The sequence below is a fragment of the Amycolatopsis australiensis genome (assembly GCF_900119165.1).
Lineage (GTDB): Bacteria > Actinomycetota > Actinomycetes > Mycobacteriales > Pseudonocardiaceae > Amycolatopsis > Amycolatopsis australiensis.
Genome location: NZ_FPJG01000006.1, coordinates 9,043,763 through 9,055,931 on the forward strand (window position 1 = coordinate 9,043,763; position 12,169 = coordinate 9,055,931).

Annotated in this window: 10 protein-coding genes; 1 reads left to right on the forward strand and 9 read right to left on the reverse strand. The window is 71.8% G+C overall.

All coding sequences use genetic code 11. From position 1 onward, the window contains the following. The 7 genes from BT341_RS42990 to BT341_RS43020 form a co-directional block, all read right to left on the reverse strand. Positions 1-1,359: a nitrate/nitrite transporter gene (locus tag BT341_RS42990; protein WP_177329031.1), complete on the reverse strand. Its 1,359-nt coding sequence runs from the start codon at positions 1,357-1,359 to the stop codon at positions 1-3. A 29-nt stretch (positions 1,360-1,388) separates the two neighbouring features. Further along, positions 1,389-2,816 (reverse strand): FAD-dependent oxidoreductase, encoded by a 1,428-nt coding sequence (locus tag BT341_RS42995; RefSeq protein ID WP_072481663.1) that lies wholly within the window; start codon positions 2,814-2,816, stop codon positions 1,389-1,391. After that, entirely contained in the window at positions 2,813-4,915 is a 2,103-nt protein-coding gene (locus tag BT341_RS43000) for a molybdopterin oxidoreductase family protein (protein ID WP_072481664.1), read from the reverse strand. Before BT341_RS43000 ends, BT341_RS42995 begins: the two co-directional genes overlap by 4 nt. 192 nt (positions 4,916-5,107) lie before the next feature. Continuing rightward, positions 5,108-5,905 carry a TIGR02569 family protein gene (locus tag BT341_RS43005; RefSeq protein WP_072482498.1) on the reverse strand — a complete coding sequence of 266 codons (798 nt, stop codon included), beginning with the start codon at positions 5,903-5,905 and terminating at the stop codon, positions 5,108-5,110. Between the two features lie 143 nt (positions 5,906-6,048). Next, on the reverse strand, positions 6,049-7,224 hold the full coding sequence (moeZ, locus tag BT341_RS43010; protein WP_072481665.1) for an adenylyltransferase/sulfurtransferase MoeZ: 1,176 nt from the start codon (positions 7,222-7,224) through the stop codon (positions 6,049-6,051). A gap of 93 nt (positions 7,225-7,317) precedes the next feature. Next, the gene (locus BT341_RS43015) at positions 7,318-8,457 is read right to left on the reverse strand and encodes a DUF3152 domain-containing protein (RefSeq protein ID WP_072481666.1); all 1,140 of its coding nucleotides are present in this window, start codon (positions 8,455-8,457) and stop codon (positions 7,318-7,320) included. Positions 8,458-8,537: 80 nt separating this feature from the next. Beyond that, a complete protein-coding gene (locus BT341_RS43020; RefSeq protein ID WP_072481667.1) occupies positions 8,538-9,515 on the reverse strand; it encodes an alpha/beta fold hydrolase in 978 nt (325 codons plus the stop codon). 113 nt (positions 9,516-9,628) lie between these two features. Between BT341_RS43020 and BT341_RS43025 the strand changes: the two genes are divergently transcribed. Next, entirely contained in the window at positions 9,629-10,255 is a 627-nt protein-coding gene (locus BT341_RS43025) for a TetR/AcrR family transcriptional regulator (protein WP_072481668.1), read from the forward strand. A 95-nt stretch (positions 10,256-10,350) separates the two neighbouring features. Here BT341_RS43025 and BT341_RS43030 read toward each other — a convergent pair whose 3' ends face one another. Next, a complete protein-coding gene (locus tag BT341_RS43030; RefSeq protein ID WP_072481669.1) occupies positions 10,351-11,244 on the reverse strand; it encodes an alpha/beta fold hydrolase in 894 nt (297 codons plus the stop codon). After that, positions 11,241-12,149: an AurF N-oxygenase family protein gene (locus tag BT341_RS43035; protein ID WP_072481670.1), complete on the reverse strand. Its 909-nt coding sequence runs from the start codon at positions 12,147-12,149 to the stop codon at positions 11,241-11,243. Before BT341_RS43035 ends, BT341_RS43030 begins: the two co-directional genes overlap by 4 nt. Positions 12,150-12,169 lie beyond the last annotated feature (20 nt).

A 12,169-nucleotide genomic window follows, 5' to 3' on the forward strand; every position in this document is an offset into this window, starting at 1 on the left:
TCAGACCTCCGCTCCCGCGAGCGCCAGGCCGCGCTCACTCGTCGGTTGTTCGGCGGGCTTGCGCAGGTACACCGCCCACGTGACGGCGAAGCACAGCCCGTAGAAGACCAGGAATCCGATGAAGGCGGGCACGCCGCTCTTCGTGTCGGCGAACGACTGCCGGAAGGCGAGGTTGATGAACAGGCCGCCCTCGGCGCCGATCGCGCCGGCCAGGCCAATCAGGGCGCCGGACAGCCGCCGCGCCTTGAGCAGCTCGGCGGCCTCCTCGCCGCCGTTCGCGATCGCCACCTTCGCCTTGGCGCGGAAGATCGCCGGGATCATCTTGTACGTCGATCCGTTGCCGATGCCGGTGAGCACGAACAGCACGATGAAGGCGATGGTGAACAGCGCCAGCGACTTCGACGTCGAGGCCAGGATCAGCACGACCGTGGCCAGCGCCATCCCGATGAACGTGAAGAAGGTGATCTTCCCGCCGCCGATCCGGTCGGCCAGCCAGCCGCCCGTCGGCCGCGAGAGCGAGCCGAGCAGCGGGCCGAGGAACGTCACCGCGGCCGCCTGCAGCGGGGTGCGGCCGAACTGGTTCTGCAGTACCAGGCCGAAAGCGAAGCTGTAGCCGATGAACGAGCCGAACGTGCCGACGTAGAGGAACGACATGACCCAGGTGTGCGGGTCCTTCACGACCTCGCGCATCGCCTTGGTGTCGCCCTTCACGGTGGCGAGGTTGTCCATGTAGAAGTACGCGCACACCGCGGCGACGACGATCAGCGGGATGTAGACGTAGAGCACGATCCGCGGCGCGGTCGCCCCCGCCGTGCCGATCACCAGCAGCCCGACGAGCTGGATCGCCGCGACACCGAGGTTGCCGCCGCCGGCGTTGAGGCCGAGCGCCCAGCCCTTGTGCTTCTCCGGGTAGAAGGTGTTGATGTTCGTCATCGACGACGCGAAGTTGCCGCCGCCGACCCCGCCGAGGGCCGCCACCAGCAGGAACGTCCCGAGCGACGTGCCGGGGTGCAGCACGGTCGCGGCCAGGATCGTCGGGATCAGCAGGAGCGCGGCGGACACGACCGTCCAGTTGCGGCCGCCGAACTTCGCCACGGCGAAGGTGTAGGGCAGCCGCATCAGGCCGCCGATCAGCGTCGGCGTCGAGACGAGCAGGAACTTGTCGGCGGCGGAGAAGCCGTAGTCCTTGCCCATGAACAGGACGATGACCGACCACAGGGTCCAGACCGAGAAGCCGACGTGCTCGGCCAAGACCGAGAACCACAGGTTGCGGCGGGCGATCTGCTTGCCCGTGGACTCCCAGAACTGCTCGTTCTCCGGTTCCCAGTGCTCGATCCAGTGTTTTCCTTGGTGGGCCATCGCGGTCTCCTCGTTCGAAGTCGGGGTGGTCATTGCGCCGCGAGCCAGTTCGCGATGCCGCCGACGGCGTCCGCACAGCCGCCGCAGCCCGTGGTGGCCCGCGTGGCCCGCGCCAGTGCGGGGGTGTCGGTGGCGCCGGCCTTCCACGCCTCGATCAGCCGGCCCTTGGTGACGTTGTTGCAGCGGCAGATCACCGCCGCCGCGGGCAGGTCGGCCGGGCCGGCCGCGGGCACGGCGGCCGTGGGCAGCGCGCGGCCGAGCAGCACCGCGAGCCGGTCGTCGGGCAGCGGCGTGCCGCGGTCGTGGAACTGGGTGATCGACGCGGCCGCGTCGGGCAGGCCGAGCAGGATCGCGCCGGTGACGCGGTTTTCGCGGACGACGAGCTTGCCGTACCGTCCGCCGGTGGGGTCGGTGAAGGTGAGCACCTCGGCGTCCGGGGTACCGGCGTCGAGCTGCGTCTCGCCCAGTGCGGCGAGGTCGATGCCCCGCGCCTTGAGCCGGGTGACCGCGGTGGTGCCGCGGTAGCGGGCGGCGGCGTTGGTGCCGGTCAGGACGTCGGCGAGCACCTCGGCCTGCTCCCACGCCGGCTGGATCAGCCCGGCCGGGGCGCCGGGGTGGCGGGCGCAGTCGCCGAGCGCGTGGATCCGGCCGTCGCTGGTGCGCAGGGTGTCGTCCACGACGATGGCGCCGTCGACGTCCAGGCCGGCTTCGGCGGCCAGGCGCGTCTCGGGCCGGACGCCGGCGGCGACGACGACCAGGTCGGCCGGGACGAGGCTGCCGTCGTCGAGCTTGAGCCCGTCGCCGGGCAGGTAGCGGGCGGCGGTGGCGCTGAACCGGAACGTCACGCCCATGTCGGTGAGCCTGCGGGCCAGCACCTGCCCGGCGGCCGGGTCGAGCTGCCGTTCCATGACGTGCCCGAGCGGGTGCACGACGGTCACCTGGTTGCCGCGCCCGGCCAGGCCGCGGGCGGCTTCGAGACCGAGCAGGCCACCGCCGAGGACGGCGACCGGCGCGCCGAAGCGGGCGGCGTCGAGGATCTTGGCGCAGTCGTCGAGGCTGCGGAAGGCGACCACGCCGGGCCCGGCTTCGAGACCTTCGACCGGCGGGATCCACGGGTTGGCGCCGGTCGCCAGCACGAGCGAGTCGTAGTCCACTGTGGACCCGTCAGCCAGCTCGACGCGGCGCGTCCCGCGGTCGATGCGGGTGACGTCGGCGCCCAGGCGCAGGTCGATGTTGTGGCGCGCGGCCCATTCGTCGTCGTGCAGGCGGACGCTCTCGGCACTCATGCCCCCGGCGACCACGGCCGAGAGCAGCACCCGGTTGTAGGCCGCGTGCTTTTCGGCGCCGAGGACGGTAAGCCGGACCCGTTCGGCGATCGGGTCGCGGCGGCGGATCTCGTCGGCCAGCCGGGCACCGGCCATGCCGTACCCGACGATGACGACTTCACGAGGCTTCACGCGGCACCATCCACTCCATCCATGCCCCCGTCAGGACCCTCGACGGAGGCGCTTCGCGCCACTGCCCTCGATTCCAAGGACACGGCACACACCTTGAACTCGGGCATCCGGGAGACCGGGTCGAGCGCCGGGTTGGTGAGCAGGTTGGCGCGCTGGTCACCGGGGAAGTGGAACGGCAGGAAGACCAGATCGGGCTTCAACGACTGAGCGAACCGCACCTTGGCGACGGTCTCGCCGCGGCGCGAGCGGACCAGTGCCCGGTCGCCTTCTTCGAGCCCCGCGCGCTTGGCCGTGTCCGGGTGGACCTCGACGAACGCCTCCGGCACGACCTCGTTCAGCTCGTCGACCAGCCGCGTCTGCGCGCCTGACTGGTAGTGCTGCAGCACGCGGCCGGTGGTGGCCTGCAGGGGGAACTCGTCGTCGGGCAGTTCGGCCGGGCCGGTGTGCTCGACCGGGACGAACCGCGCCCGGCCGTCCGGGTGCGCGAAGGCGTCGAGGAACATCCGCGGCGTGCCCGGGTGGTCCTCCGCCGGCACCGGCCAGTGCAGGGCCTCGCCGGCGCGCAACCGGTCGTAGCTGACGCCGGAGTAGTCGGCGATCCCGCCCTTGGACGCGATCCGCAGCTCCTCGAACACCCTCTCGGCGTCGGCCGGGAAGCGGTTTTCGGGCTGCCCCAGCCGCCGCGCGAGCCCGTTGAGGACGTCCAGGTCGGATCGGACACCCGGCGGCGCGTCGAGGGCCTTGCGGCGCAGCAGGATCCGGCCTTCGAGGTTGGTGAGCGTGCCGTCCTCCTCGGCCCACTGGGTGACCGGCAGGACGACGTCCGCGAGCGCCGCGGTCTCCGAGAGCACGAAGTCCGCGACGACCAGGAAGTCCAGCGCGGCCAGCCGGTCCTGGACGCGTCCCGACCGCGGCGCCGAGACGACCACGTTGCTGCCGAACACCATCAGGGCCTTGGGCCCGTCGTCGGTGCCGAGCGCGTCGAGGAGTTCGGTGGCCGAGCGCCCGGGCCCGGGCAGGCTGCCGGCGTCGACACCCCAGACGCCGGCGACGTATTCGCGCGCGGCCGGGTCGTCGAGCTTGCGGTAGCCGGGCAGCTGGTCGGCCTTCTGGCCGTGCTCGCGGCCGCCCTGGCCGTTGCCCTGGCCGGTGAGGCAGCCGTAGCCGGAGCCCGGGCGGCCGGGCAGGCCGAGCGCGAGGGCGAGGTTGATCCAGCCGCCGACGGTCGCGGTGCCGGTGGCGTGCTGCTCGGTGCCGCGGGCGGTGAGGATGTAGGCGTTGCGGGCCCTGGCGAGCTTTTCGGCGGCCAGCCGCATGTCGGCCGCCGAGACGCCGGTGACCCGCTCGGCGCGTTCCGGCCACCAGGTCGCGGCGATCCGCCACATCTCCGCGAACCCGCTGGTCCGTTCGTCCACATAGGACTGGTCGAGGTGACCGCCTTCGACGGCGGCGTGCAGGATGCCCAGCGCCAGCGCGAGATCGGTGCCCGGCGCGGGGCTCAGGTGCAGGCTCGCCAGCTCCGCGGTCGGCGTCCGCCGCGGGTCGACGACGATCAGGTCGGCCGCGCGCAGGTGCTGGGTGAACGGCGGCATGGTCTCGGCCGGGTTCGCCCCGGCGAGCAGCACGACGTCGGCGTCCTTGAGGTCGGTGACGGGGAACGGCATCCCCCGGTCCGCCCCGAAGGCCTTGATGCCCGCGGCGGCGGCCGAGGACATGCAGAAGCGGCCGTTGTAGTCGATCTGCGAGGTGCCGAGCGCGACCCGGGCGAACTTCCCGAGCAGGTAGGCCTTCTCGTTGGTCAGCCCGCCGCCGCCGAAGACCGCCACACCGTCTGGCCCGTGGGCTTCCCGGGCTTCGCGCAGCTTGCGGGCGACGAAGTCGAGGGCGAAGTCCCAGCTGACCGGCTCGAGCGCGCCGTCGACGCGGATCATCGGCGTGGTCAGCCGCCGCGGCGAGGTGAGGAGACTGCCGGAGGTCCAGCCCTTCTGGCACAGGCCGCCGGCGTTGACCGGGAAGTCCCGCGGGGTGACGCGGGCGCCGTCGAGGCGCATCCCGCACTGCAGCGCGCAGTACGGGCAGTGGGTGTCGACCTGCGGCACGGGCACCTCCTCGGCGTTCGGGATTGCCCTGACGCTAAGGAGGCCGTGTTACTCGGAATCGACCGAATGTTTCAGGCAGTTGACATTACGGCGGTGTGCCCGCCGCCCGGCCGGTGAGATCCGCGTCCACGAGCCGGGACACCGGAGGTCAGCGGCGCTTTACGCGAGGTGACACCGATCTTGCGAGGTGGGTCACAGGACCCCGGAGACCGCCGACGCGGCCGCGCGCAGGCCGTCCAGCGCGGCCTGCGTCGACCGCGGGTTCAGCGCGTTCGCCGCCAGCCGGAACAGCACCGCCCGCAGCAGCAGCTGCGGCCACTCCGGCAGGTGCGCCCACCGTTCCAGCAGCTCCCGCGAGGCCCCGCCCCACGCCAGCGCGTCCACCGCCACGATCGCCGCGCCGTACTCGCCCGGGCGGTAGTACGGCGCGAAGTCCACCAGTCCCGGTGCCGCGTCGCCGTCGAACAGCAGGCCGGCCAGCAGCTCGCCGTGCGCCACCTGGAGCGGCAGGCGGATCGGGCGGCGCGCACCAGCCAGCACCTCGAACCAGCGGCCGCCCTTGGTCTCCGCCAGCGGGACCTCCAGCTCCTCCCACGCGACGCGGTCGGCGATGGCGTCCACGTCCCGCCGCGCGGCCAGGAACTCCGGCCGCGGCAGGCCGATGGTGGCCCGGTGCAGCTTCACCGCCGCCAGCACCGACTCGTCGCCGCGGTGCTCCGGCGTGCCCGCGACGAACCGGGACGCCGTCCAGCCGCCGACGATCCAGCGGCCGTCGGTGGAGCGGACCGGCTTCGCGACGCGCAGACCCGGCTCGTCGACGTAGTCGAGCGCGCGGGCGGTCCACAGTGTCCTGGCCTTGTCGGTGACCGGCTTGAACACCAGGTCGCCGCAGCGCCACGCCGTCGAGTCCGGCAGCCGCTCGCCGCCGTCGGCAAGACCGCCGAAGGCCGCGCAGACGTGCGCCGGAGGGCGTTCGAGGGTTGACCGCACGAGCACTGACGTTACCCGCCCATGTACGCCACGATCGAGAAGACGCGCTGGTCACGTACGGTTTCCGGGGCTCAGCCCGACTCGGGCGAAACGCCGCGAAGGCCGCCTCCCAAGCCGGAGGCGGCCTTCGCGGACAACCACTGTCAGTAGGTCGGCAGGCTCGGGTCGATCTGCTTGGCCCAGGCGAGCACGCCGCCGCCGAGGTGCGTCGCGTCCTTGAAGCCGGCCGCGTGCAGCGCGGCGAGGGCCTCCGCGGACCGGGCGCCCGACTTGCAGTGCAGGACGATCGGCTTGTCCTGCGGCAGCTCGGCCAGCGCCTCGCCGGAGAGGATCCGGTCCTTCGGGATCAGCGTCGCGCCCTTGATGTTGACGATCTCGTACTCGTGCGGTTCGCGGACGTCGATCAGCGCGAAGTTGTCGCCGTTGTCGAACTTGGCCTTCAGCTCGGCGGGCGTGATCGTGCTGCCCGACGCGGCCTGCGCGGCCTCGTCCGAGACGACACCGCAGAACGCCTCGTAGTCGATCAGCTCGGTGATCTTCGGCGTGTCCGGGTCCTTGCGGATCTTGACCTCGCGGTACTTCATCTCCAGCGCGTCGTAACTGATCAGGCGGCCGAGCAGCGGCTCGCCGATGCCGGTGATGAGCTTGATCGCCTCGGTCACCATGATCGAGCCGATGGACGCGCACAGCACGCCCAGCACGCCACCCTCGGCGCAGGAGGGGACCATGCCGGGGGGCGGCGGCTCCGGGTAGAGGTCCCGGTAGTTGAGGCCCTTGCCGTTCGGCGCGTCCTCCCAGAAGACGCTGACCTGGCCCTCGAACCGGAAGATCGAGCCCCAGACGTACGGCTTGCCGAGGATCACCGCGGCGTCGTTGACCAGGTAGCGCGTGGCGAAGTTGTCGGTGCCGTCGACGATCAGGTCGTACTGCTCGAAGATCTCCAGCGCGTTCGACGAGTCCAGCCGGTCGGTGTGCAGGTGCACCTTGACGAACGGGTTGACGTCGGCGATCGACTCCTGCGCCGAAGCGGCCTTGAGCTTGCCGACGTCGGACTGGCCGTGGATGACCTGACGCTGCAGGTTCGACTCGTCCACGACGTCGAAGTCGACGATGCCGAGCGTGCCGACCCCGGCGGCGGCCAGGTACAGCAGCGCCGGGCTGCCGAGCCCGCCGGCGCCGATCACCAGGACCTTCGCGTTCTTCAGCCGCTTCTGCCCGGTCACCCCGACGTCCGGGATGATCAGGTGACGGCTGTACCGGGCCACCTCTTCCTTGGTGAGCTCGGCAGCCGGCTCGACGAGCGGCGGCAGTGCTGACATGGGTCCTCCATCTCGCGCGCGGATCGCGTCCATCCCACTATGCACAACGCGCGCAGGCAAATAAGCCTTCCCCGGTCCAGATACTGGGACGCGCTACTGCTTCGGCGTCGGGTTCGGCCAGGCGTTGGGCACACAGACGCGGCCGTCCTTGGCCACCTTGCCCTTGTCGCCGCCGGGGATGTCGTTGAGCATCGAGACGTAGTCGTCGGCGACGCCGAAGGACTGCTGCATCATCACCGGCGCGGGCTGGCCGTTGCCGCCGCAACCGACGTGCTGGTTGCCCAGCGCGTGCCCGACCTCGTGGTTGATGGCGTACTGGCGGTAGCCGGTCATGTCGGCGTTGAACGCCTTCGCGCCGCGCACCCAGCGGGCCAGGTTGATCAGCACCCGCCCGAGGCTCTTGCGGTAGCAGGAGGCCTCGAACTTGATCTGGAAGCCGCAGGCGTCGGGCCGGTGCGTGGTCTCCGGCGTGGTCAAGCTCACCCGGAACGACGGGTTCGGGAAGTTGGCGTCGACGCGCTGCAGGGCGATCTTGCCGTCCCAGGTCCAGCCCTTCTTGGGGTCGGACAGGGTGCCCTCGACGGCGGCCGCGAACGCGTCGTCGCCGGCGTAGCTCGACGGGTCGATGCCGTCCTCGACCTCGATCGTGTACGTGTACAGCCGCCCGGTGCCGACCTGGGGGCCGCTGCCCGGCACGACGTGCCACTTCCCGGCGCCGGCCTGCGTGAACGGGCTGCCCTCGGGCAGGTCGGCGGTCGGCACGTTGAGGTCGACGGGGGTGGCCGGGTTCTCCGGGATGGCCTGCTCGCCGTTGCCGTCGATGGCGCCGCCGGAGCTGTCGCCGCCCGCCGACTCGACACCGGCCCCGGCGGCCTGCTCGGCGATCGGCTGGGCCGGGCTGTTGGCGGTGTTGACCACGACGAGCACGGTCAGCACCACGAGGATCGGCAGGGCGTAGACGCGCCAGCCGTAGGTCTTGGTCAGCTTCTTGATGCCGGCCTTCGGTGGCTCCGGCTTCTCCCGCGCGGTTTCGACCTTCGGCTTCCAGGAAGCGCTGAGCGGCTCGGCGCTGGTCCGCCGCCCGCCCGGGCGGTAGCGGTCCTCGCCGGTGCGCAGCGCCGGGCGGTACTGCCCGGTCCGCGGCGCGTCACCGGGCTCCGGGGCACGGCGCGGCGACGCGCGGTGGGGAGCCCGCCGATCTTCGCCTCGCGCGTCCTGCTTCACCCGGTCCACCGCACCAGGGTGCCACAGCGCCACCGAACCGTTATCGGCGACTGGCGGGCCATGGAGTGGTTTGTCGTCACTCGATCGGACTACCAGGTGCCCGCGTCGACGTGCTCCCACATGCCCAGGACCGCCTTCGCGACGACGACCGGACGCTCCATCTGCGCCACGTGGCCGGTGCGCGGCAGCACCAGCAGCCGGGCGTTCGGGATGGCCTTCGCGGTGCGCACGGCCCGGCGCACGGAGATGACCCGGTCGTCCCGGCCCCACACGACCAGCGTCGGCGCCCGCACCCGCGGCGCGGCCGACCACAGCGACGCCTTCCCGAGCGTCGACCACGCCCGGAAGATCGCGAACGTGCTGCGCGCCATCGCCGGCGCGGCCCACGCGAAGCCGGCACGGGCGCCGTGCTCCTCGGCCAGCTCGTCGAGCCGTTCCTCGGGGAAGCGCGACGGGTCGGCGAAGCAGAGCTTGATCACCTGCGCGGCACGTTCCCGCGGTCCGAGCGCGGCGAGCTGGGCCCGCACCCGCGCGCCGACCAGCGGCAGGTAGGCCAGCGCCATCCGCGGGTCGGACAGCCGGCGCGGGTCGAGCCGGCGGTCCGGCACGGCGGGCGAGATCAACGTCAGCGTCTTCACCAGCTCCGGGCGCTGCGCGGCGACGAGCAGGGCGATCGCGCCTCCCATCGAGTTGCCGAGCAGGTGCACCGGCGCGCCGACATCCTCGATGTGCCGCGCCACGACGTCGGCATGCGCCTGGAGGGTGAAGTCGAAGCCCTGCTCGGGCTCGGACTGGCCGAAGCCGGGCAGGTCCGGCGCCGTGCCGGAAGCGACCGGCGCGAGCAGCGCGGCCAGGTCCGTCCAGTTCGTCGAGGAGCCGCCGAGGCCGTGCACGTACACCGCCCGCACGCCGTCCGGGCCCGGCGTGCGGCGGACGTGCAGCCGGGCGGTGCCGACTTCTTCGAAGCCGGCGGGCCACGGCGGGAGTATCGGCTCGAGGGACGGCAACTCCCTGGTCGAAAGGGGCACGTGGGTCAGCGGCGCCCGCGCCTTCACGGGGGTGTTCACAGGTCCAGAATGCCCGACCCTTGGCACGGCGCACGTACCGGCGAGTAATCTTCAGGGCGACTTCACGCGGTGGCGACCCCGCCCGTCGAAGGTGCGAAGACGGGAGGAAGAGCATGACGGAGATGACGCGGCTGCAGCAACGAGGGGTGCGGCTGCCCCGGACCGAGCGCCGGGCCCAGCTCCTCGCCGCGGCGCAGCGGGTCTTCGCCGAGAACGGCTACCACGCCGCCGCGATGGACGAGATCGCCGAAGTCGCCGGCGTCTCGAAGCCGGTGCTGTACCAGCACTTCCCCGGCAAGCTCGACCTCTACATCGCGCTGCTGGAAAGCCACGTCGACGAGCTGGTCAAGCGCGTGCAGAACGCACTGGACTCGACGACGGAGAACAAGCAGCGCGTCCCGGCGACGGTCGGCGCGTTCTTCGACTTCGTCAGCAACGACGCGGGCGCGTTCCGCATGGTGTTCGAGTCCGACCTGCGCGGCGAGCCGGCGGTCCAGGAAGCGGTGGACCGCGCGACGTCGGCGAGCGTGGACGCGATCACGGAGACGATCACGGCGGACGCGGGCCTCGACGAGGACAAGGCACGCCTGCTGGCGGTCGGGCTGGTCGGGATGAGCCAGGTCAGCGCCCGGTTCTGGCTGCAGCACCACCAGTCGATGAGCCGCGAGGAAGCAGTGGCCCTGACGGCCAACCTGGCCTGGCGAGGGATCGGCGGCGGCTTCCCCCTCAAGGACGCCTGACCCAAGCGCCCCAAGGCGGCCTTGGTTGCGTCAGACGCACCGAAGGCCGCCTTGGGTGCGTCAGACGCACCGAAGGCCACATTGGGGCGCTCGGGTCAGCGGACTGCCGTGCGGACCAGGGCCGAGATGCGGCGGGCCACTTCGTACGGCCGTTCCTGCGGCAGCATGTGCCCCGCGCCCGGGAACCGCACGAACTCCGCGTGCGGCAGCTCGTCCGCGATCACCTTCGCGTGGTCGAGCGGGCACAGCCGGTCCTTCTCCCCCGCCAGCACCACCGACGGCACGTCGCACAACGCGCCGAGCCCGCCGACCCCGCGGTGGGACGCGATCGCGTCCAGGAACAGTCCCGCGCTGGCCGGGTGCGCGCACAGCAGCTGTTCCACGACGCTGTCCACCTGCTCGCGTCCCGGCCGGTCGCCGAACACCAGCCGCCGGGCGCCCGAGCGGACCATCGCCGGCCGCAGGCGCAGCGTGTCCGACCGGAGTCCCGCCAGCAGCTTGGCCAGCCGCGGTTCGAAGCGCGTCACGCTCCGGCCCACCAGGCCGGGGAACCCCAGCGTCAGCTGGTCCATGTCGCCCGACGACGTCGCCACGAACGCCGCACCCGCGAGCCGCGAAGCGACCAGCGACGGATGCCGTTCGGCGAGCACCATCAGCGTCATGCCGCCCATCGAGTGCCCGGCCAGCACCAGCGGCCCCGCCGGGACGCGGTCGGCGACCAGCTCGGCGAGGTCGTCGGCCAGCCGCGCGATCGTCGCCGAGCCCGGGCGGGCGTGCGCCGAACGGCCGTGGCCGCGCAGGTCGTAACGCACCACCCGGACGCCCGGATCCAGGTGCGGCAGCACGAAGTCCCACGTCCGGTGGTCCTGTGTCCAGCCGTGCACCAGCACCAGCGTCACGGCGGAGTCGGCGGGCCCGGACGGCACGACGTGCAGCGCGGCGCCGTCGCTCGCGACGAACCGGTACCCGGGCGAGACGACGGCCGTCATCGGCCCGCCGGCAGCAGGAACGACTTGCGCCAGAAGTACCGTCCCGGCAGCCCGACCAGGCCGGACTCCTGCAGGAACGGCATGATCTTCTCGCCGGCCCACGCGATCGTCGCCTGCCAGTGCGGGTTGGTCAGCGCGGCCTGGACGCCGTCGCGCGGCCGGATGCCGACGGCCTTGTAGACGTTCGGGTTGATGAACGCCCGCGTCACGAAGTACGAGACGAGCGCGATGATGAACTGCTGGTAGGCGATCTCGGCCTTCGACAGCTTCGCCATGCCGCGGGTGACCTCTTCGCGGGCGAAGGTGACGTGCCGGGCCTCTTCGAGCACGTGGATCCGGTTGACCATCCGGACCAGCGGCTGGACGCCTTCGTCGTTCATCTGCTCGCGCTGCAGCCGATCGAGCACTTCCTCCGCGACCAGGATCGCGCCGTAGCGCGCGGGGCCGTAGGAGATCGTCGGCATCAGCTTCGCGAGGCGCCGCAGCCACGGCACCGGGCCGTACGCCGGGCAGCCGATCCGCGACGCCATGCGCGCGAACATCGTCGAGTGGCGGCATTCGTCGGCGATCTCGGTGAGCGCGAACTGGGCGTGGGCGGACGTCGGGTCCTCTTCGTAGACCTCCTTGAGCAGCATCTGCATCAGCAGGATCTCGAACCACAGCCCGGTGGTCGCGACGCTGGCGACCTCGTGCTTGCCCAGCTCGATGCGCTGCTCTGGGGTCAGCTTCTCCCACAGCTCGGTGCCGTAGAGGGAGGACCGCTCGTCGAGGATGTAGCGCTTGCCCTCGACCAGCGGCGCGGTCCAGTCGATGTCCACGTCGGGGTCGTAGAACTTGTTCGCCGACGACTTCAGCAGGCGATCCGCGGTCTTTTCGCGGTCCGGTTCCTTCAGCGTCCGCGTCATTGCCGACACCCCTTCCGCCA

What these genes read in the sequence shown, in the direction of transcription:
- BT341_RS42990 (WP_177329031.1), bottom strand. Translation starts at nt 1,359, where the DNA reads ATGGCCCACCAAGGAAAACACTGGATCGAGCACTGGGAACCGGAGAAC.
- moeZ (WP_072481665.1), bottom strand. Translation starts at nt 7,224, where the DNA reads ATGTCAGCACTGCCGCCGCTCGTCGAGCCGGCTGCCGAGCTCACCAAG.
- BT341_RS43025 (WP_072481668.1), top strand. Translation starts at nt 9,629, where the DNA reads ATGACGGAGATGACGCGGCTGCAGCAACGAGGGGTGCGGCTGCCCCGG.
- BT341_RS43030 (WP_072481669.1), bottom strand. Translation starts at nt 11,244, where the DNA reads ATGACGGCCGTCGTCTCGCCCGGGTACCGGTTCGTCGCGAGCGACGGC.
- BT341_RS43035 (WP_072481670.1), bottom strand. Translation starts at nt 12,149, where the DNA reads ATGACGCGGACGCTGAAGGAACCGGACCGCGAAAAGACCGCGGATCGC.